Genomic DNA, 20,393 nt, shown 5'->3' with positions numbered 1-20,393 from the left:
TCGTTCCAGACCTCGATGGTGCCGGTCTGCGCTGGCCGATCGGGCGTGGGGGAGTCGGGGGCTGAAGGAGGTACGGCGAGCGAGGACGTGATCGGCTCCTGTCATCGGGAGGCTGAAACGTCGCTACTGTAGCCGTGCCTTACATGACGGCGTTATGGCACGACAATGCCTGGTCTGCCATGGCCATGACGCCGTTATCGACGTGGCCCGCCAGGTGCGCAGGGACCACTCGCGGTGGATCTGGTGAGCTTTCGACCGCTCACGAGGAAGTCATGTCAGGATCGAGGGGTGAGTTCCTTGCGCGCGGTCTTTCTCGACTTCGATGGAACGCTGGCCGAGGGCGGTGTCGTGCCGCCCGCCCATGTCGAAGCGGTGCGCAGGGCACGGGGGCGGGCGCGTGTCCTGCTGTGCACCGGGCGCTCGAAGGCGATGCTCGGGCAGATCTGGCCCATCGGTTTCGATGGTCTGGTCGCCTCGGCCGGCGGATATGTGGAGGTGGACGGGCAGGTGCTGCTCGACCGCCGCTTCCCCTCGCCGCTCGCTGCGCGCACCGTCGAGGTGCTGGACGCGCATCAGGTGGCCTATCTGCTGGAGGCACCCGATAAGGTGCTCGGGCCGCCGGGAGTCATCGGCCGTATCGCCCAGCGGCTGGAACGCGGCGGGATCGATCCCGGCGCGCTCCTCCCGGGGCTCGGGGTACAGGAGAGCGGCGAGCTGCGCAGTGCATCGTTCGCGAAGGTGAGCTGCTACGACTCGCCCGTGCCCCTCGAGCGGCTGGTCACCGAGATCGGCGCGGGCGTCGCCACCATCGAGTCCTCCTTGCCCGGCGGCGCGCACGATGGCGGGGAGATCTACCTTCCGGACATCCACAAGTCCCTCGGCGCGGATCTCGCAGCGCGGGCAATGGGTGTGCCGCCCTGCGAGATCATGGCGGTGGGCGATGGCATGAATGACCTCGAGCTCCTCGAATTCGCGGGCCTGGGGGTGGCCATCGAGGGCTCCGATCCTCGGCTGCGCGCTGTCGCCCAACGGCTTGCCCCGCCTCCTGGCCGCAATGGGCTCGCGACACTGTTTGCTGAGCTGGGGCTCACCGACACCGCAGCGCCGGAGTGCTGAGGACAGCTAGGCGCCATTCGTGGCTGGGGCAGCGTCGGGCGATCCGGCGACCAGTGGGTCCACGAGTTCGCGTTTCATGAGGTCGAGGAGCGCAGAGGTCGCGCGGCGCAGCGGACGGCGGCGCGAGACCGCTGCCCACACCTCGAAGGGCGGGATGTCCTCCTGGGGGCGCAGCAGCCGCACGTCCTGGGCACCCATGGCCGCGAACTGTGGGACCAGGGCCAGCCCCAGCCCGGCCACCACATACTCGGCCACTGTGTCGATCTCCGCCACTTCCATGAGCACCCGTCGGCTGGTGCCCGCAGCAGCGAACGCGTCGTCGCTGATGCGCCGGGAGCCATAGCCCAGCGGCACGTCGATGAATCCTTCGCCGTCGAGCTGGCCGAGCGACACGGACTGGGAGCGCGCCAGTGGGTGCTGGGCCGGCACGACGACAACGAAAGGGGAGGACGCGACGACTCCGCCGCGCAGCGAGGCCGGCAGTCGGTTCACCGCCGCGAGCAGGGCGATGTCGATCTCGCCGCGCTCCAGCTGGGCCACGAGATCGGAGGAACCGAGCCGGGCCGTGCGCAATTGCACCGTGACCTGCGGGTTCGTGGCGTGGAACTCTCCGAGGAGACCTGGTACGTCCACGAGATTGACGGCCGTCATGAGCCCCATGCTCACTGTCCCGCGCAGCCCGGTACCCGGCTCGCTCATCGCCTCCTCGATCTGGCGCATCCGATCGACGATGTCCAAGGCCCTCACGAGCAACTCGTCTCCGGCACGGGTCAGGCGGATTTGGCGGTGGGTGCGATCGAACAGCTCCACGCCGAGTTCGTGCTCGAGCTCGCGCACGGTGGTCGACACGGCCGACTGGGCGAGCAGCAGCCGCTCGGCGGCTCTGGTGAAGCTGAGATCTTGGGCGACGGCCGCGAAGACCGTGAGGTGACGAATGTCCATGACACGATAATGCATCTGCCGATCAGATGAGACAGTTCGCGAATGGCGTCTTCTTCAGAAGGGACGGGCGCGTCACGATGGATCCACGCACAACGAAGGAAGAGTCTTGACAACGTTCGCCCAACCACTTTCCCCAGCCGAGCCGAGCCCGGAAACGACACCTGAGCCAAAGGTGGCCGCCAGCCAGCTTCCCCGACGATCCGCCGATCGCGTCGTCGAGGCGCTTTGCGCCGAGGGCGTGAAGTGGGTCTTCGGGGTCCCCGGCGCCAAGATCGATCCGGTCTTCGATGCCTTGGCCGAGGTCGAGGGCCAGCAGGGCGCCCCCCGGCTCGTCACCTGCCGTACCGAACAGGACGCCGCGTTCATGGCCGCCGCTGTGGGCCGTCTCACCGGCGTCCCCGGCGTCGTCCTGGTGACCAGTGGTCCGGGCACGAGCAATCTTGCTACCGGCTTGGTCACCGCCACCACCGAAGGCGACCCCGTCGTGGCGATCTGTGGTGCTGTCGCGAGGTCCCAGCATCTCAAGCGCACCCATCAGGCAATGGACGCGGTGAGCCTGCTCTCGAGCGTCACGAAGTCGGCCTGTGAGGTCACCGATCCGGACAATGTCGCGGAGGCCCTGATCGGGGCGTTCCGCACGGCACTCCACGAGCCGCGGGGCGCGGCCGCCGTGGTGCTGCCCTATGACGTGTCCACCGAACCTACCCGGATCGGCTTCAGCGATCCGGTGATGGCCGCTGCGAAGGGGCCGGCGTCCGCCCAGTCTGTCGACCGGGCGCTGGAGCTCATTCGCCAGGCCCGCTTCCCGGTGCTGCTCGCCGGCGCGCGCAGCGGCGACGACCATGTGGTTGCGGCCTTCCACGAGCTGCTGCGCGCGAGCGGCCTGCCGGTGGTGGAGACCTTCCAGGCCGCCGGTCTCGTCTCGCGCGAGCTGGAGGCCAACTACCTGGGACGTGTCGGCTTTGCCCGCAACCAGCCGGGCGACGTGCTGCTGGACCAGGCCGATCTGGTGATCTCGGTGGGCTACGACTTCGTGGAGTTCGGCCCGGCCGAGTGGAATGTCGGCAAGGCGCGCCCCATCGTCCATATCGACGAGATCGCCGCCGATGTCGACAACGACTACCGCCCCACCGTCGAGCTGGTCGGCGATATCGCCACGACCCTGGGCCTGCTCTCGCAGCGGATCGGCACCATCGAGTTCAGTGACGCGGCTCGGCATGTCATCGCGCGTGAGCGCGGCCGACTGGCGCTCACCGACCTCGGCGATCCCGATCACGACGATTCGGCAGGCCTTGACCCGGTGGCGGTGGTGGCCGCCATCCGCGAGGCGCTGCCCGATTCGGCGACTGTGCTGTGCGATGTCGGCTCGCACTATCTGTATATGGCCCGTCACTTCCGTACCTACCGCCCGCGTTCGCTGCTGTTCTCCAACGGCCAGCAGACGCTCGGGGTGGCGCTGCCCTGGGCCATCTCCGCGAGCCTGGCGCGTCCCGGCACGCCGATCTTCTCGGTCTCCGGGGACGGCGGCTTCCTGTACTCGGCCGTGGAGCTCGACACCGCCGTGCGGCTGGGCACCTCGTTCACCCACCTGGTGTTCAACGACTCGTCGTACAACATGGTGGCCTTCCAGCAGGAGCAGAAGTACGGCCGCACTGCGGGAGTCGATCTGGGCAATCCGGATCTGGTCGGATTCGCCCGAAGCTTCGGGGCGCACGGCCATCGCGTGACGCGGATCGGCGATCTCGTGGGGACCATCCGCGCAGCCATGAGCGAGGCCGGCCCGTCGGTCATCGACGTTCCGGTGGACTACAGCAACAATCTTCGCCAGCTCGGCGGCGATCTCCTCGCCGACGTCCTGCTGTAATACGGAAAGGTTGACAATGAGCAGCAATTCCCGTCATGCCCTTTTTCAGACGAGCCTCATGAGCGCGCTCCTGGATGGCGTCTACGAGGACGAAATGACCGTCGCCGAGCTGCTGGAGCACGGCAGTTTCGGTATCGGCACCTTCAACGCGCTCGACGGCGAGATGGTCGTCGTGGACGGCACTGCCTACCAGTTGCGCGGCGACGGCACTGTCGTGGTCGCGCAGGGCGCGGACAAGTCTCCCTATGCGGTGGTCACCGATTTCGAATCCACCGTGACGCGCCCCGCCCCGCACAATGCCACCCGGGCCCAGTGCGGCGCCTTCATCGACGAGCTGACCGATTCGCCGAACTATATGTATGCGCTGCGGATCACCGGGCGATTCTCCTGGGTGACGGCGCGGACCGTGACCCGCCAGGAGAAGCCCTACCGTCCGATGACGCAGGCCACCGATGACGACGCGGTGCTGCGGTTCGAGGACACGGTCGGCACGATCGTGGGTTTCCGCACCCCGCTGTACGAGCAGGGCATCGGCGTCCCGGGATGCCATGCGCACTTCATCAGCGAGGACCGCACCCACGGCGGGCATGTGCTCGACTTCACGATCGCCGAGGGCACCATCGAGCTGTGCCTGTGCACCGATCTGCACCTGCGCCTGCCCCTCAACCACGAGTTCCGCCGCGCTGACCTCAGCCCCGAGGATCTTGCCGCTCAGCTGGAGAAGGCCGAGGTGCACTCGGCGGCCAGTGCGGCCGCAGACCGCTGAGCTCAAAGATCGGATGGGCTCAGGGCCGCAGAGCTGGGCAGAGCCCGAGCGTTCTGTTCGCGGCCCGTGAGGCGTCAGCTGCGTCCGCGGGCCGCGAACAGGGCCCACACGGCGGCGACGAGAGCGATCCCCGCCACCATCGTCACCAGGCCACCCCAGCCGTAATGCAGCCAAGCCACCCCGCCCAGATAGCCGAAGACGCTCGACCCGGTGTAGTACCAGCAGTTGTACAAAGAGGTCGACTGGGAACGGTTGCGCGTGGTGCGCGCGCCCGCCCAGCCCGAGGCGATGGAGTGGGCCGCGAAGAAGCCGGCCGTGAAGATGACAAGCCCAACGATGATCACGGGCAGCGATGAGGACAAGGTGATGCAGATACCGGCGATCATCATCATCGTCGAGGCGATGAGCACCGTCCCACGGCCCCAGCGGGCCGCCAGATCCCCGGAGGCTCGCGAGGACACAGTGCCGGCCAGATAGGCGAGGAAGAGCAGGCTGGTGAGCCCGACCGGCATATTGAACGGCGCAGCCTCGAGCCGGAAGGCGAGATAGTTGTAGGTGGCCACGAAGCCGCCCATCAGCAGGCATCCCTGCACATACAGCACGACCAGCCGGGGACTGCGCAGGTGCTCAAGCGTCGCCCGCGCCACCTGGCGGATGGAGACGCTGTGGGGCGTGAATCCCCGTGGCGGAGGAGTGATCCAGAAGAAGGTGGCGGTGGCCAGTGCCGCCATCACCGCCACGACGAAGGTGCCGATCCGCCAGCCGGCCACGTCCGCAATCGGCGCGGCGACGAGCCGGCCGAGCAGGCCACCGATGGAGGTGCCCGAGACATAGCTGCCAGCCGCGATGGCCGCGTGGCGGGCGTCCACCTCCTCGTTGAGATAGGTCACCGCGATCGCCGGGATACCCCCCAGCGCAGCACCCTCAAGGATCCGCACCACCATGAGGGAGCTGAACCAGGGGCTCCACGGCATGACGAGGCCGAGAACGGTGGCGGCGACCAGGGCGATGCGCATCGCCCTCACCCGCCCGATCCGGTCGGCCACCAGCGACCAGGGCAGCACGGCCACCGCCAGGCCGATGGTGGACGCCGAGATCACCAGGCCGGAGGCCGCGGCGCTCACGTGCAGGTCGTCGGCGAGCCGAGGCAGGATGCCCTGCGGGGAGTACAGCTGGGCAAAGGTGGCGATTCCCGCGCCGAGCAGCGCAATGAGGATTCGGCGATACTCCACTGAATCCTTGCGATGCCCCGTCCAGGTCTGCTGAGCCTCTTGTTTGATCGTCACCGAACCCCCACACGTGCGCACTGCTCCCCTCGACGTTATGCCCGCCGCCTCGTCCGGGGCAACGCGCATCGAGTGTTCCCGAGGGGTGGACGGACCTGCCGATGGGTCCAAGTACCCGTGAATCAGCTGCGGTGCATGTCGCCACTCGTTCCGCACCTGGCCCGGTGACAGACCCGCAGGGCCGGCGAAAAGGTGTCGTGGACAGCGCTGACCCGGCGTTCCGCGATGGAGTTCGCCGTGTCGTGCACGGCGGCGCCCGAACCTCCAGATGCAATATTATGAAATAATTTGACACCGCGATCATCAAGATGTTTCACTCGCCATATGTTCTTCCCGCAGCGCACTCACGCGACGCCGGTGGAGTATCCCGCGTTCTCCTTCTGTTGGTGTTGATTCAGGGGTTCGCCAATGCGAACGAGGATGCTTGAATCCGCCGAATCAGATGTGAGGACAGTTTGTCATCGTGGTCTCTTCAATTGTGGTCATGTCGTCTATCAATGCCCTGCTTCAGACGTCGAATCGAATACTCCCATCAGCCGTGAGCGACATTTCCTGCGAATTCGGAGGCCAGCATCGGGTAACTGGTGACATGGCGAGCGGGTGGAATCGCTACCGATGATCAAATTACTGGTCCGGCGCTCGACGAGCTGGCTGATCCTCATTGTTGTCGCTACAAATGTCACCTATCTCCTGGCAAACCTTTTCCTCGATCCGCGCTCGAACTACCGGGAGACCCGGCCGATTCCCAGCGAGAAACAGATCGATGACTCGCTGGCAGCCTATGGACTCGATCCACGCGTTCCACTCATCGAACGCTGGTGGTCGTGGTTGCGCGATATCGTGCTGCACTTCGACTGGGGTCGATCGCCCAACGGTGGCTCGGTCAACGCCGAAATGGCCTATCGCACCCTGGTCAGCGCCCAGCTCGTCCTCATCGCGACCGTCCTGTGCGTCATCGTCGGCGTCGGCCTGGGGGTGGTCAGTGCAATCCACCAGTACGGTGTCATCGACCGAGTGCTCCAAGCGGTCTCGATCCTGCTCTACAACGTACCGACCGTCGTCATGGCCCTGCTCCTGGTGTTCGGGGCCATCCGGATCAACGAGTCGGTGGGGCACACCCTGTTCCTCGTCGCTGGTTCGCAATCACCGCAAGTCAGCGGCTTGTTACCGACCATCGTGGATCGGCTGGCGCACCTGCTGCTGCCTACTGTGTCACTGACACTGCTGGGATATGTCGGCTATCACCTGACCCAGCGCTCCTTGCTGCTTGACACCATCAATGCAGATTTCGTGCGCACCGCCAGAGCCACTGGGCTTCCCTACGGAAAGGCCATCCGGCGTCATGCCCTGCGCGCCGCGCTCATCCCCACGGCGACCTCCGTAGCCTTCAGCATCCCCGGAGTGTTCACCGGCGCGATCATCACCGAGAGCATCTTCGGCTGGCACGGCATGGGGGAGTACTTCTCGCTCACCTTGGCCAAGAACGATGTGAACGGCGTGGTGGCGGTTGCTGCCTTCGGCGCACTCATGACGGCCATCGGCGCCATTCTGGCCGACATCGCCACGGCCTTTCTCGATCCGCGTGTGAGGCTGGCATGAGCGTCACCACGGCCTCCATCCTCCGAATCGAATCGGTCCATGCTGAGCCCGAGCGGCTGGGACGCACACGCCTGTACGTGCGCCGTTTCATGCGCAATCGGGCGGCCTTCGCAGGCCTGCTGATATTCGCACTGTTCGTTCTAATATCGCTGTTCGGCGGCTTCCTCAGCCCGTACAACTATGCCACCCCAGATTTCTTGGCGCTGACCCAGCCTCCCAGCGCGGCACACCTGTTCGGCACTACGAGTGGCGGGAACGATGTTCTCGCGCAAGTGATTCATGGAATGCAAAGATCTCTGACAATTGCGATATGTGTCTCGCTCGCCACAGTGATTCTCTCGGCTGTTATCGGAGCCGGTGCGGCATATCTTCGAGGTACTGTGGAAAAAGTATCGCTGGGCCTCATCCATTTCCTGCTCGTCGTGCCATCCTTTCTTATTCTTGCGCTCATCGCGAATAGTGTGGCCGGCGATTGGCGGGTTCTCATCGTCGTACTGTCGGCATTCGGCTGGGTGGGTGCGGCCCGTGTCATCTGGTCGGTCTCCACGACGCTCAGGGAACGCGAGTACGTCGTCATGGCTGAGCTCATGGGAGTGGGGAGGTGGCGGATCATCGTGCGGCATCTCATTCCCAATCTGGCGTCCCTCCTCATCGTCAACGCCACCCTCGGCGTGGTCGGCACCGTGCTCACCGAGACCTCCCTGTCGTTCCTGGGCTTCGGCATCAAAGTTCCCGACGTCTCATTGGGTGTCTTGTTGCAAGAGGGTTCGAGCTCGCTGACGACGGCCCCGTGGATCTTCTTCTTCCCCGCGGCGGTGCTCGTCCTGCTCACGGTCTCGGTGACGCTCATCGGCGACGGGCTACGCGACGCCTTCGATCCCACCTCGGCGGCTCGAGGCCGGCGATGAGCCTACTGCAAGTACGCGACCTGAGCGTCACCTTCCCCTCCGAGCACGGGCCCGTGCACGCCGTGAGGGGTGTCGATCTCGAACTGGAGGCCGGCAGAACCCTGAGCTTGGTTGGCGAATCCGGCTCTGGCAAGTCCACTGTGGCAGGCGCCATCATTGGGCTGCTGCCACCCTCGGCGATCATCAGCGGCCAAGTCCTGCTCGACGGGCAGGAACTGACCGGCCGCACCGATCAGGAGCTTTCCCGGGTCCGCGGCCGGCGAATCGGCATGGTCTTTCAGGATCCGCTGTCCGCGCTCACCCCCATGTTCAGCGTTGGGCGCCAGGTCTGCGATGCCATCCGGGTGCACCAGAATCTCACCGCCAAGCAGGCGTGGAACAAAGCGGTGGACCTGCTGGAACTCGTGGGGATCCGCGACCCTGCGCGCCGCGCCAAATCCTTCCCTCACGAGTTCTCCGGCGGGATGCGCCAACGGGTCGTCATCGCCATCGCCATCGCGAACAACCCCGATCTTCTCATCGCCGATGAGCCCACCACCGCACTGGACGTCACTGTGCAGGCCCAGGTGCTCGAAGTGCTGCACACTGCACAGCAGGAAACCGGCGCGGGCCTGTTGCTCATCACCCATGATCTAGGGGTCGTGGCAGGTCACGCCGACGATGTCAACGTCATGTACGCCGGCGCTGTCGTGGAACACGCGAAGGTCAACGAACTGTTCGCCCGCCCACTCATGCCCTACACCATCGGCCTGCTCGGTGCCGTACCCACCGCAACAGCCGGGCAGCGCACTCCACTCATCGCCATCCCAGGCGATCCGCCCCAGCTCCATCAGGAGCCGTCCGGGTGCCCATTCATCGACCGCTGCCCGGCTGCCATCGAGGCTTGCGCCCAAGCCGAACCCGCATTGCGCTCCGAGACCTCGGGTCATCTCGTCGCCTGCATTCGCTCCGGCGAGATCGCCCACGACGGACTCGATATCGCCGCGCTGTATGCACGAGGAAACGAAGCCGTCGAGCAGCGCAGTATCCAGCACGGTGAACTCGTGCTGTCGACCCGTCGACTCGTGAAGTCCTATCCGATCACCAAGGGCACCTTGCTGCGTCGCCAAGTGGGCACCAATGTCGCGGTGCGAGGTGTCGACTTCGATCTGTTCGCTGGGGAGACGCATTCCCTGGTAGGGGAATCCGGAAGTGGCAAGACCAGCACGATCATGGAGATCCTGCACCTCAACCCGCCCGAGAAGGGCCAGATCGAGGTACTCGGCACGCCCATCACAGGGGCACTGGATGCGCACACCCGGCGCAGGCTGAGGGCGGGAATCCAGCTTGTGACCCAGGACGCGACTGCCTCGCTCAATCCACGCCTCACCGTCTACGATGTGCTGGCGGAACCCCTCCAGGCGGCCCACCGCTCGCGGGCGCAGATTCGCGGACGCATCTATGAGCTGCTCGACCTGGTGGGCCTGGCCCACGACGTGGCGGACCGTTTCCCGACAGCGTTCTCCGGGGGGCAACGTCAGCGAATTGGCATCGCCCGGGCGCTGGCATTGGAACCGAAAGTCGTCGTGCTCGATGAGCCGGTCTCCGCACTGGACATGTCAGTGCAGGCAGACATCCTCAATCTGCTGGTGCGCCTGCAGTCCCAGCTGTCGGTGGCCTATTTCCTGGTGGCCCACGATCTATCGGTGGTGCGCTATCTCAGCGACCGGGTGTCGGTCATGTATCTGGGAACGATCGTCGAGAGCGCGCCCGCCGAGGACCTGTTCGACTATGGCTTGCACCCGTACACGAAGGCTCTGCTGTCGGCGAGCCCGGTGCCAGATCCGGTGGTGGAGAGGACCCGTCAGCGCATCGTCTTGCACGGCGAGACCGGCTCCGAGGACGACGACGGCGGGTGTGTCTTCCGCCCGCAATGTCCGCTCTATTCGGCCCTTCCGGATGAGATGCGTGCCCGATGTCACCAACCTCAGGTGATGCGCGCTCGCAATGGCGTCCCTGGCCACCGCGTGGCGTGTCATGCAGTCGCGGTGGACTGAGCACACTCGCTGCCCGGAACCGTTCAGCACGCCTGCCTGCCAGCATTCCCTGCTCGGCACCCAGAAGATGCCCGATCGGGGCAAAACCGCCGGGCGAAGAGCCGTGAATTCCCTTTCCCCGATGAACCAATTCACCATGGAAGAAGTCTGATGAGAACAACCCGAAGACTGTCCCTCGCTGCCACGATCGCCGCGCTGGCGCTGCTGGCGAGCGGCTGCTCGTCCAGTGCCTCGGCCGGCGCCTCGCAGTCCCCCTCGGCCTCCGCCTCGGCGGTGAGCGCCAAGGTCGATTACAACCCGCAGAGCTATGACAACCTCAAGGATGGCGGCACCTACACCAGTGGCGGATCCTTCTCCGGGGACGACACCCAGGGATTGCCGTGGAATGTCAATGCATCACTGACCGGCGCTCGCATCTGGGCGTGGTACAACCCGGTGGCGATCACTTTCTCGCCGTCTGGCGATGTTCAGATCAACAAGGACTATTACACCGACGCCACATCCGCGACCGTGAACGGCAAGCAGGTCGTGACGATCACGATCAATCCGAAGGCCAGCTACAACGACGGGACACCCATTGACTGGCACTCCATCGAGGCCACCTGGAAGGTGAACAACGGCAGCAACAAGAACTACAAGGTCGGCGGTACCTCTGGATTCGACCAGATCGAATCGGTCAAGCGGGGCATCGATGACCGCCAGGCCGTTGTCACATTTGCGCAACCGTACAGTGCGTGGCCGGCGCTGTTCGCCCGCTTCATCAATCCCGAAGCTGCCAGCGAGGACGATTTCAACAACGCCTACTCAAATCGCCTGCAGCCCCAATGGGGTGCCGGCCCGTTCACAGTCGAGTCCTACGATCAGAATTCCAAGCAGATTGTCTTCACTCGCAATCCCAGGTGGTGGGGACGCACCGCGAAGCTGGACAAGCGTATCTACCTCGATCTTGGATCCCAGTCGGCCATCAATGCATTCAAGAACGGGCAGATCGACTACACGGGGCTGAGCACTGCTGAGGCGCTGAACCAGGCCAAGGGAACCCCCGGTACCGAGATCCGTCAGGGTGGTAGCCCCTTCGAGTACTATCTCTTCGCGAACGGCAGGTCGGAAGTCCTCAAGGACGTCGACGTGCGTCATGCCGTCTTCGCCGCGGTCAATCGCGCCGAAATCGCCCAGATCGAGTTCCAGGGGCTGAACTACAGCGAGCCGCTACCTGGATCGTCCATCTACTACGGGTTCCAGAAGGGCTACCAGGACAACGTCTCGAAGGTCTTGTCCTACTCCACCGATCAGGCCGGGCAGATCCTCGACAAAGCGGGCTGGAAGGTCGGCTCGGACGGTATTCGGACCAAGGACGGAAAGGCACTCGAGGTGAACTACGTGCTGTTCGGGGATGATCCGCTTGACAAGGCGGTCGCCCAGTCACTGGTTGCCTCGGAGAAGAAGGCTGGGATCAAGGTGAACATTCAGGCAACCGACTCCTCGGAGTGGGCGTCCACCATCAATGGCGGCAAGTTTGACCTGGTCCTCTCGGGGAACCGCTCGCTGGACCCGTACGGCTCGTACAGCCTGTCCGGTTTCTACAGTTCTGACAGTGAGAGCAATATCACCGGCATCGGAACTCCCGAGATCGACCAGGAGATCAAGCGTGTCAATGCCATTGCCGATCCTGCCGAGCAGATCGAGCAGGCGAATGCGGTGGAGCAGAAGGCACTTGCCCTGTACGGTGTACTGCCGCTGTACAGCGGCCCGTCGACGTACGCGGTGAAGAAGGGCCTGGCGAATGTCGGTGCGACGATCTTCTACTCACCGCTGCCCGAGGAAATCGGCTGGCAAAAGGGCGTCTGAGGGTCCCCGCCCGGTGGACACCAAGAATGCGGTCCAGTCTCTGCACGCTTGATGTCCACCGGTTCGCGCCGAGGTCGCGTGCTGCCCGGCGCCGCGGGGGACTGCCCTCAGCCGATCAGCTCGGTGTGGACATCGCGAACCCCGTCCTCGTTCATGTCGGCGCTGCGTGTCTTGTGGACATCCCACCGCAGCATGCCGGCCGCGAGGGTGGCGGAGATCAGTGTCGCGAGCAGGATGGCGATCTTGGCCCCCTGAGTGTGCTCGCTGTCGGGGAAGGACAGTTCGGCGATGAGCAAGGACACGGTGAAGCCCATTCCCGCCAGGAATCCGATGGGCAGCAGATCGCGCAGGCCGATGGCGTCGGGTAGGCGCAAGGGTGTGAGCCTGGTGACCAGGGCAGTGGTCCCCAGCACCCCGATGAGCTTGCCGAGCACGAGCCCGATGACGATCGCGAGAACAATCGGCTGGCCGATCACCCGGCCCGGGCCCCCGTCATCGACGAGAGAGACACCGGCGGAGAAGAACGCGAACACCGGCAGGGCCACTCCCGAGGAGAAGGGGCGCCAGGCGTCGTCGAAGCGGAGGGTCCGCGGTTCCTTGTCGTCGTGGATGGGCCGCGCGGGCACGCTGACACCGATGAGCACGCCGGCGATGGTGGCATGCACCCCCGAGGTGTGCATGAATGCCCAGGCCGCCACCGCGACCGGGACGAGCAGCCACCACCGCACACGGCGCATCCGCACGAGCAATCCGAAGACCACGACGGTTCCCAGCGCCGCGGCGAGCGCCAGGAAGTCGATGCTGTGGGTGTAGAACACGGCGATGACGATGATGGCGAGCAGATCGTCCACCACGGCCAGGGTCAGCAGGAAGGTGCGCAAGGCCTTCGGCAATCCGCGTCCGAAGATCGCCAGCACTGCCAGTGCGAAGGCGATGTCGGTTGCGGTCGGGATTGCCCAGCCGTGCACCGCGCTGTGCTCCCCAGTGAGGAGGATGACGAGGGTGAACAGAATCGCCGGGGTTACCATCCCCCCGACAGCTGCGAACACCGGGACAGCCGCTTCCCTGGGGTTGCGCAGGCTTCCGGCGACGATCTCCTGCTTGAGCTCGATGCCGACGACGAAGAAGAAGACGGCGAGCAGTCCGTCAGCCGCCCACTGGGCCAGGCTCAAATGCAGGTGCAGCGCCTCGGGCCCGAGCCTGAATCCGGACAGTGCAGTGAAGCCGGCACGCCATGGCGAGTTCGCCCACACCAGCGCGATGACCGCGCACACCAGCAGGAGCAGGCCGCTGACCGTCTCGGTGGTCACCCACCGACGGTAGCGATGGCGTAGCTCACGGATGCGGGCGAAGTGAGTCATCAATCTCCTCTGGCCGAAGAACTGCCGGTGGGCATGCCACCGATGATGTCGACCAGACTTCCCGACGCACCGGAATCGATTCTACTCAGTGCGCCCAGGGCTGCCCGTCCGGGCGGATGCGGTTCTGTCCGGACGGGCCGGTGGGGTGTCCGCAGAGCCCGCGAGGTGCTCGCCGTGGGTCCGGGCGCCGTGGGTCCGGGCGCCGTGGGCTCGGGCGCCGTAGCTGCCGAGGGTGCTCACGGATGCCGAGGTGCGGACTGCCCGTGAGCGGCGGCCGGGCGAAGGTCGATCCTTCGCAGCAGCTGGGCGTTGAGCGCGACAACGACGGTGGAGATGGACATGAGGATCGCGCCGAGCTCCATTGGCAAGGTGATGCCGATCGGGGCAAGGACGCCGGCAGCCAGCGGCACCGCGAGGAGGTTGTATCCGGCGGCCCACCACAGATTCTGGATCATCTTGCGGTAGCTGGCCTTGGACAGCTCGATCACCGAGACCACCGTGCGCGGGTCGTCGCCGGCGAGGATCACGCCTGCCGAGGCGATGGCGACGTCGGTTCCCGCGCCGATCGCGAGTCCGACATCGGCCTGGGCCAGGGCGGGAGCGTCATTCACGCCATCGCCGACCATGGCCACCCGCTCGCCTGCCGCCTGGAGCTTGGCGACCTCGGCTGCCTTGTCCTCGGGCCGCACCTCGGCCCGCACGCTGTCGATGCCCGCCTGGGCGGCCACTCGCTCACCGACCGGCTTCGCGTCGCCGGTCATCATCGTCACCCTGACCCCGAGCCGGTGCAGCGCGGCGACAGTATCGGCAGACTCGGGGCGAATCTCGTCGGCCAGGCTCAGCGCTCCCACAAGCTGTTCGTCTCGAAGCACGTACAGCCTGGTCAGTCCGGGGTCATGTGCCGTCGAATGGGCGAAGGGATCAGGGATTCCGGTCTGGTCGAGCAGTCGCGGTCCGCCGACGCGGATGGTCGACCCGTCCACCTGGGCACGCACGCCGAGTGCCGGCTCGGAGCTGAACTCACGGGCTTGCGGCACCTGGAGTTCCGCCTCCTGCGCTGCACGGACGATCGCTCGGGCGAGCGGGTGCTCGGAGCCGGTCTCGGCGGCAGCGGCGAGCCGGATCACGTCATCGCGGGTCGTGCTCTCGACGGTCTCGACGAGCTCGAGGGCGGGTTGGCCCTTGGTGAGAGTGCCCGTCTTGTCGAACACGACCGTGGTCACGGTCCGCATGCGCTCGAGGGCAGCGCGGTCCTTGATGAGGACTCCGGCGCGAGCCGCTCGTTCGGTCGAGATCGCCACGACCAGCGGGATCGCCAGGCCGAGAGCATGGGGGCAGGCGATGACCAGCACTGTGATGACTCGCACCACGGCCTGTTGGGGCTGACCGATTGCCGTCCAGACGATGCCGGTGAGCGCTGCCGCGCCAAGGGCAAACCAGAACAGGCCAGCTGCTGCCCGGTCCGCCAGGGACTGGGCTCGCGAGGTCGAGGTCTGTGCCTGGCGGACCAGGCGGCGGATGCCGGCCAGGGTGGTGTCCTCACCGGTGGCCAAGACCTCGACCCGGAGCCCCGAATCGGTGCTCACCGTGCCTGCCGTGACGCTCTCCCCGGGACCCCGGTGTACGGTGCGGGACTCACCGGTGACCATGGACTCGTCCAGATCGGCCTCGCCCTCGGTGATCCGGCCGTCGGCCGGGATGCTCCCGCCCGGGCGCACGAGGACGACGTCGCCAACCACCAGGTCGGCGGTTGGCAGCTGCTCGACCTGGTCGCCGCGCAGCACCTCGGCGGTATCGGGCAGCAGCTCCGCGAGGGAATCGAGTGCGCTCGTCGTGCGGGCGAGGGAGCGCATCTCCAGCCAGTGCCCGAGCAGCATGATGACGACGAGCAGGGCGAGCTCCCACCAGAACTCCATGGTGTGGCTCAAGAGGCCGAGGGTGGCACCCCAACTGGCCAGGAAGGCGACGGTGATCGCCAGGGCGATGAGCATCATCATCCCCGGTCGCCGAGACCTCGCTTCACCCAGCGCACCGGTGAGGAAGGGGGAGCCGCCCCAGGCGTACAGGACCGTGCCCAGGATCGGCGGCAACCATGTCAGGGCGCCGTCGACGGGAAGCCGGTAGCCGACCACCATCGCAAACATCGGCGACAGGGCGACAACCGGCACCGCCAGGACGAGCATCGTCCAGAACAGTCGGCGGAAGCGTCCGGCGTGGCCCTCGTGTCCGGCGTGGCCTTCGTGTTGGGTGCGGCCTTCGTGTCCGGCATGGCCTTCGTGTCCGGCGTGGCCTTCGTGTCCGGCGTGGCCTTCGTGTCCGGCGTGGCCCTCGTGTTGGGTGCGATCCGCATGGTCGGTGCGGTCCGCATGCTCACGGGGGGAACCGTGCTGGTCCGAGGCAGCCGCGCCGGTGGCGAGATGTCCTGCCATGTGATCCGAGTGAGTTGGATGTGCCTCCGTCGTCTCGGGCTGGGTCAGGTCGCTGTAAGAACCCTCGTGGTTGCCCATCTCGGCCTCCTCAGGAATGCTTCGCGAACACCCGCCCCAACCGGTCCGCCAGCCGATCCATTCCCCACCTGGCCCGGCTATGACCGAGCATCGGCATCGGCGGGCCGCGTCACCCGATAGCGCAGATAGACGACACCGGGGCACACGGTGCGGTTCTCCACCAGCTCGAGGTCGGTCCGAGCGCGCAGCGGCGCGAAGAACGGCGTGCCACCTCCGAGGAGCACCGGGTGGATCCGGATCCGGTATTCGTCGATGAGATCCAGTGCCGCTGCCTGCGCGGCGAGGCCTGCACCGCCGATCGCAATCTCACCCTGTACCGATTCGGCACGCAGCCGATGGAGTTCGCCGGCGAGTCCTTCGGTGGCAAGACGGGCATTCCCCTCCACCTGGTGCAAGGTGGTGGAGAAGACGACCTTCGGCAGGGCCCGCCACAGACGGGCCCATTCCAGTGTCGAGAAGTCCAGCGAGGGGCTCTGGTCCACGTCCTCCCAGTACAGCATCGTCTCGTACAGGCGCCGTCCCAGCAGATAGGTGCCCGTCTGCTTGATCTCATCGACCGAGATGCCGAAGAGCTCCTCGCTCGGGACCGTCCAGTCGAAACGGCCATCGGGGCCCACGATGTAGCCGTCCAGGGAAATGCCCATCGAATAGATCACGCGGGACATGTGTCCGCTCCTCACTCGGATGCCGTTCGCGGCGGCACCGCCGGCGCCGATTCTTCGGGTGGATGACTTCGCCCGTGTATTACCCCAGCTGGGGACAATCCATCCAGGCACCATCCACTCCGGCGCACCATCCACTCCGGCGCCGAGGCCCGCCGCAGGGGCAGATTCCCGCCGGTGAGCGGCGCGGATGACAGGTCAGTCTCGGTCTGCGGCGGCGACGAACCGGGTCACTGCCTCGCGTTGTTGCTGCACACGGGCGCGGTTGTCGGCGATTCGTTGCTCGAGGGCTCGCACCCTCTCGAGCAGCTGTGGGCACATGTGCACCCTCGTTGCGCCGCCCCGCAACTCGACGCAGTCGAGATAGCTGCGTGCCGCGGCCGTGCCGAGCCCGGCGTCCAGGATGACACGGATGCGCGCCAGGCTCTCGAGCTGGTCCTCGTCGTAGTCGCGGTAGCCGCTGCTGGTGCGTCGCGCAACGAGGAGGCCGCTCTGTTCGTAATGACGCAGGGCCCGCGGGCTGACGCCTCCGCGCCGCGCGAACTCACCGATCCGCATGTCATCTCCTGCATGCCCGGCACCGCAGCTGGGGCGGTTGTGCTTGACCTTCACGCTGACGTCAACTCCTAACGTCATCGCCATGACCGCCATTCCCTTGAATCCCACTGTCACCCGGGTGATTGTCGTTCCCGGCTTCGGCGCGACTCCGCAAGACCACTGGTTTCCTTGGCTGACCCGAGCGATCCCAGGTGTCGAGGTGCTGTCGATGCCCACCCCTCACGCACCCGAAGCCGCTCGTTGGGTGCCGGTGATCGCCAGGGCGATCGACCACCTGAGTGCCGACACGGCTCTGATCACCCACAGCCTTGGTGGCATCGCCGCTGTGCGGGCAGTCGAATCCCTGGCGAGACACCACAGCGGGCATCTGGCGGCATTCATAGCAGTGGCTCCGTTCGCCCAAGAACTGCCGGCCACCGGCGAGGGGGAGCTGGACAGCTTCGTCGCCACCGGATTGCCGGCATTCCTCACGGGTGCACGCCTCAGTTCTCTGCCAGACCGCCTGGCATCGGTCACAGTGATCCGCTCCGACAACGACCCCCTCGTGCCACCGGCCATCTCGGACAAGTTTGCCGAGCAGACCGGAGCCAGGAGCGTGGTCATCGCGGGAGCGGGCCACTTTCTCGCGAGTGAGGGCATCACCGAACTGCCGCAGGTGGTGCAGGCGCTCAACCGCGGAGCATCAGGCTGACTCAGCCGAACGGTGCGCTCGATGAGCCGCTCAGGCTCCGACGTCGATACGGGGCCCAGGTTTGCGATGCTGAGGCTCGGATGGCGATGCTGAGGCCCCGACGACGAAGGTTGTGTGCCTTTTCTGACGCACGTTGGGCCTGGCGGTGCCGAACCCCGCGTAACAGGCCAACGTGCGTCAGGAAAAGCACGCCTGACCGCCCTGACCAGCAGCACCAGGTTCGCCGTAGGGGGCGAGCCTGCCCGGATAACCCGCATCCCAGATTCGCTGCGCGATGGGTGCTCGGCATGGGGTGGGTGCTTGGCATTGGGTGGGTGCTTGGCATGGACATCATGTGCGCTGGGCAGCCCGATTCCCCCGGGCGAGCGTCCGGTCATCCGCTCCGCTTGGTGCCGGTGCGGATAACCGCGGTCGGTCCGGGAGCCAGTGTCGGTTCGGCGTTCCTAGCCGGCGTGCCGGACGCGCATTCGATCCGAGCCATCCCCGGGGTCCTGCTCGATTCCGGCGATGATGACGCGGATCGTGAAGTCGCGTCGGGCCCGCTCGTCCGGGCCTGTCAGGAGTGCTGCCGACCGCGTGACGCGGGGGAATAGCTGGGGGTCGGCATTCTGGTAGGCAGTACGGACATGCTCTCGCTCGCCGTCACCACGTGCGCGATCGTGCCGCACCGTGCGCTCGACTGCCGTGACGGCGGCGAACTGGGCGATGAGGTCTACCGCCAGGGCAGCACGGTCTTCGGCGATCCCGCCGGCTTCCATGAGCGCGAGCTCGTGTTCGGCGAGCCGGAGCGCTCCGGGAAGCGTGGGGATCGTGCCCAGGGCGACAGCGCTGAGCCCGGGGTAGAACTCCAGGGTCTCGATGGTGTTGGTGATCGTCCCACCCAGCGCCTCCCGCCAGTCGAGGGCGCCGAGTTCGACGAGCTCCACCCTCCCGTAGACGGCGTCGAGCACGTGCTCGAGCAGCACGTCGCGGCTTTCGAAGTAGGCATAGAGCGAGGCCGGACCTGTCTCGACCTGCTCAGCGACATGGCGCATCGACACGGCCTCGACGCCGTGCTCGCGGATGAGCGTCATCGCCGCGTCGAGGATCGAGCGGCGCGAGAGCGGGGACTTCGCAGGGCGCGCCCGTCGTGACACTGGCTCGCGGTGGTCTGGCATGGTTCGACGATAGCAGTTGACACGATTCATATTCGTGACGAATACTGTTCGCGAACGGTGTTCGTCAAAGATGGGGGAGAATCGTGACTGTTCTTGTCGTGGGGGCCAGTGGGTCTGTCGGCGGTGGCGTTGTGGCTGGATTGCTGGAGCGGGGTGTCGACGTACGGGCGACGAGCCGCACACCCGAGAAGTTGTCGCTGCCCGAGCAGGTGGGGGTGTTCGCCGCAGACATGAACGACCCGGCCTCATTCGCGGAGGTGCTGGAATCCGTCGACCGGATCTTCCTCTATGCGGATCTCGCACAGCCGCAGGCGCTGCTCGCTGCTGTCGCTGCAGCAGGCGTACGGCACGTGGTGCTGCTGTCGTCCTCGTCGGTGACATTCCCAGGGGCGGCCGAGGATTTCAACGGATCCCGTTTCCTCGCGGTGGAGCGTGCTGTCGAGGAGTCGGGGCTGGCGTACACCTTCCTTCGCCCGGGCGGGTTCGCCAGCAATGCGGCGCGCTGGAGCTGGGGGATCAAGGCAGACGGCGCCGTGCCTCTGCCGTATCCGGAGGCGGTCCAGGCTCCGGTCCACGAGCAGGACATCGCCGACGTCGCCGTCGTTGCCCTCACTGGTGACAGCCTGATCGGTAAGAGGCCGGTGCTCACCGGTCCTGAGCGACTGAGCTTGCGCGAGCAGGTGGCCACGATCGGCGAGGTGATCGGCCGTCGGCTGTCCGTGATCGAACAGACCGAGCAGGAGTCGTCCGCCATGCTCTCTCGCTATGTGCCCGAGGTGTGGGTGCGTCAGATCATCAAGGGGTGGCGGGAGGCCGTCGGGGCCACCCCGATCATCTCGGGCGAGTACACCCAGATCACTGCGCGGCCCTCTCGCACGTTCCGCACCTGGGTCGACGACAACATCGATCTGTTCCGCTGAGCGACGCCCGGAACCCATCGGGGTGCGCCGGGGCGATGGCGTGCTTTTCATGACCGAAGTTCGCCCTGGCGGCGCGGAACGGTGGTTTTGGGCAGACTTGGGGTAGAAAAAGCACGCCTTTCCCCCCTATAGGAGTCATTCTCGGTTGCGTGTCGCACCCTCGCGGTGCGAA

The 20,393-nt window shown here is 66.0% G+C and carries 16 protein-coding genes; 9 read left to right on the top strand and 7 right to left on the bottom strand.

Translation table 11 applies throughout. The features are described from left to right. Positions 1-288 precede the first annotated feature (288 nt). A complete protein-coding gene (locus BMX93_RS01415; RefSeq protein WP_218139179.1) occupies positions 289-1,116 on the top strand; it encodes an HAD hydrolase family protein in 828 nt (275 codons plus the stop codon). A gap of 6 nt (positions 1,117-1,122) precedes the next feature. Here the strand turns inward: BMX93_RS01415 and BMX93_RS01410 are convergent, their stop codons facing one another. Next, positions 1,123-2,058 carry a LysR family transcriptional regulator gene (locus BMX93_RS01410; protein ID WP_218139178.1) on the bottom strand — a complete coding sequence of 312 codons (936 nt, stop codon included), beginning with the start codon at positions 2,056-2,058 and terminating at the stop codon, positions 1,123-1,125. Between the two features lie 106 nt (positions 2,059-2,164). Between BMX93_RS01410 and alsS the strand changes: the two genes are divergently transcribed. Next, positions 2,165-3,922, top strand: a complete 1,758-nt coding sequence (alsS, locus tag BMX93_RS01405; RefSeq protein ID WP_218139177.1) for an acetolactate synthase AlsS — start codon at positions 2,165-2,167, stop codon at positions 3,920-3,922. A 16-nt stretch (positions 3,923-3,938) separates the two neighbouring features. Further along, a complete protein-coding gene (gene budA / locus BMX93_RS01400; RefSeq protein ID WP_091966939.1) occupies positions 3,939-4,688 on the top strand; it encodes an acetolactate decarboxylase in 750 nt (249 codons plus the stop codon). 74 nt (positions 4,689-4,762) lie between these two features. Here budA and BMX93_RS01395 read toward each other — a convergent pair whose 3' ends face one another. Then, positions 4,763-5,974, bottom strand: coding sequence for an MFS transporter (locus tag BMX93_RS01395; protein ID WP_245725667.1), 1,212 nt, complete (start codon positions 5,972-5,974; stop codon positions 4,763-4,765). A gap of 615 nt (positions 5,975-6,589) precedes the next feature. On the opposite strand from BMX93_RS01395, the gene BMX93_RS01390 reads away from it, so the two are divergent. From BMX93_RS01390 to BMX93_RS01375, 4 genes are all read left to right on the top strand, one after another. Then, a complete protein-coding gene (locus BMX93_RS01390; protein WP_091966935.1) occupies positions 6,590-7,573 on the top strand; it encodes an ABC transporter permease in 984 nt (327 codons plus the stop codon). Further along, complete coding sequence (locus BMX93_RS01385; protein ID WP_091966933.1) at positions 7,570-8,481, top strand: ABC transporter permease; 912 nt, start codon at positions 7,570-7,572, stop codon at positions 8,479-8,481. Before BMX93_RS01390 ends, BMX93_RS01385 begins: the two co-directional genes overlap by 4 nt. After that, positions 8,478-10,517 carry a dipeptide ABC transporter ATP-binding protein gene (locus BMX93_RS01380; protein ID WP_091966931.1) on the top strand — a complete coding sequence of 680 codons (2,040 nt, stop codon included), beginning with the start codon at positions 8,478-8,480 and terminating at the stop codon, positions 10,515-10,517. Before BMX93_RS01385 ends, BMX93_RS01380 begins: the two co-directional genes overlap by 4 nt. A gap of 150 nt (positions 10,518-10,667) precedes the next feature. Beyond that, positions 10,668-12,365 carry an ABC transporter family substrate-binding protein gene (locus BMX93_RS01375; RefSeq protein WP_091966929.1) on the top strand — a complete coding sequence of 566 codons (1,698 nt, stop codon included), beginning with the start codon at positions 10,668-10,670 and terminating at the stop codon, positions 12,363-12,365. 107 nt (positions 12,366-12,472) lie between these two features. Here BMX93_RS01375 and nhaA read toward each other — a convergent pair whose 3' ends face one another. The 4 genes from nhaA to BMX93_RS01355 all read right to left on the bottom strand — a co-directional run bounded on the left by nhaA (position 12,473) and on the right by BMX93_RS01355 (position 17,537). After that, positions 12,473-13,726, bottom strand: a complete 1,254-nt coding sequence (nhaA, locus tag BMX93_RS01370) for a Na+/H+ antiporter NhaA (protein ID WP_091966927.1) — start codon at positions 13,724-13,726, stop codon at positions 12,473-12,475. A gap of 236 nt (positions 13,727-13,962) precedes the next feature. Next, positions 13,963-16,155 (bottom strand): heavy metal translocating P-type ATPase, encoded by a 2,193-nt coding sequence (locus BMX93_RS01365; protein WP_091967220.1) that lies wholly within the window; start codon positions 16,153-16,155, stop codon positions 13,963-13,965. 155 nt (positions 16,156-16,310) lie between these two features. Then, complete coding sequence (locus BMX93_RS01360; RefSeq protein ID WP_091966925.1) at positions 16,311-16,898, bottom strand: dihydrofolate reductase family protein; 588 nt, start codon at positions 16,896-16,898, stop codon at positions 16,311-16,313. Between the two features lie 195 nt (positions 16,899-17,093). Next, positions 17,094-17,537 carry a MerR family transcriptional regulator gene (locus BMX93_RS01355; protein WP_218139176.1) on the bottom strand — a complete coding sequence of 148 codons (444 nt, stop codon included), beginning with the start codon at positions 17,535-17,537 and terminating at the stop codon, positions 17,094-17,096. Here BMX93_RS01355 and BMX93_RS01350 point away from each other — a divergent pair. After that, the gene (locus tag BMX93_RS01350) at positions 17,536-18,144 is read left to right on the top strand and encodes an RBBP9/YdeN family alpha/beta hydrolase (RefSeq protein WP_091966920.1); all 609 of its coding nucleotides are present in this window, start codon (positions 17,536-17,538) and stop codon (positions 18,142-18,144) included. The genes BMX93_RS01355 and BMX93_RS01350 overlap by 2 nt on opposite strands. A gap of 443 nt (positions 18,145-18,587) precedes the next feature. Here BMX93_RS01350 and BMX93_RS01345 read toward each other — a convergent pair whose 3' ends face one another. Continuing rightward, positions 18,588-19,301, bottom strand: coding sequence for a TetR/AcrR family transcriptional regulator (locus tag BMX93_RS01345; RefSeq protein WP_091967218.1), 714 nt, complete (start codon positions 19,299-19,301; stop codon positions 18,588-18,590). 83 nt (positions 19,302-19,384) lie between these two features. On the opposite strand from BMX93_RS01345, the gene BMX93_RS01340 reads away from it, so the two are divergent. Next, the gene (locus tag BMX93_RS01340) at positions 19,385-20,221 is read left to right on the top strand and encodes an SDR family oxidoreductase (RefSeq protein WP_091966918.1); all 837 of its coding nucleotides are present in this window, start codon (positions 19,385-19,387) and stop codon (positions 20,219-20,221) included. The last annotated feature ends 172 nt before the right edge of the window (positions 20,222-20,393 follow it).

Source organism: Propionibacterium cyclohexanicum (assembly GCF_900111365.1).
GTDB lineage: Bacteria > Actinomycetota > Actinomycetes > Propionibacteriales > Propionibacteriaceae > Propionibacterium > Propionibacterium cyclohexanicum.
The sequence above is the reverse complement of the archived record's forward strand: the minus strand, read 5'-3'. Positions and strand labels throughout refer to the sequence as shown.

Excerpts from the sequence above, each read along its gene's own strand:
- BMX93_RS01410 (WP_218139178.1), bottom strand. The coding sequence starts at position 2,058 with ATGGACATTCGTCACCTCACGGTCTTCGCGGCCGTCGCCCAAGATCTC.
- budA (WP_091966939.1), top strand. The coding sequence starts at position 3,939 with ATGAGCAGCAATTCCCGTCATGCCCTTTTTCAGACGAGCCTCATGAGC.
- BMX93_RS01390 (WP_091966935.1), top strand. The coding sequence starts at position 6,590 with ATGATCAAATTACTGGTCCGGCGCTCGACGAGCTGGCTGATCCTCATT.
- BMX93_RS01385 (WP_091966933.1), top strand. The coding sequence starts at position 7,570 with ATGAGCGTCACCACGGCCTCCATCCTCCGAATCGAATCGGTCCATGCT.
- BMX93_RS01380 (WP_091966931.1), top strand. The coding sequence starts at position 8,478 with ATGAGCCTACTGCAAGTACGCGACCTGAGCGTCACCTTCCCCTCCGAG.
- BMX93_RS01375 (WP_091966929.1), top strand. The coding sequence starts at position 10,668 with ATGAGAACAACCCGAAGACTGTCCCTCGCTGCCACGATCGCCGCGCTG.
- nhaA (WP_091966927.1), bottom strand. The coding sequence starts at position 13,726 with ATGACTCACTTCGCCCGCATCCGTGAGCTACGCCATCGCTACCGTCGG.
- BMX93_RS01365 (WP_091967220.1), bottom strand. The coding sequence starts at position 16,155 with ATGGCAGGACATCTCGCCACCGGCGCGGCTGCCTCGGACCAGCACGGT.
- BMX93_RS01360 (WP_091966925.1), bottom strand. The coding sequence starts at position 16,898 with ATGTCCCGCGTGATCTATTCGATGGGCATTTCCCTGGACGGCTACATC.
- BMX93_RS01350 (WP_091966920.1), top strand. The coding sequence starts at position 17,536 with ATGACCGCCATTCCCTTGAATCCCACTGTCACCCGGGTGATTGTCGTT.
- BMX93_RS01355 (WP_218139176.1), bottom strand. The coding sequence starts at position 17,537 with ATGGCGATGACGTTAGGAGTTGACGTCAGCGTGAAGGTCAAGCACAAC.
- BMX93_RS01345 (WP_091967218.1), bottom strand. The coding sequence starts at position 19,301 with ATGCCAGACCACCGCGAGCCAGTGTCACGACGGGCGCGCCCTGCGAAG.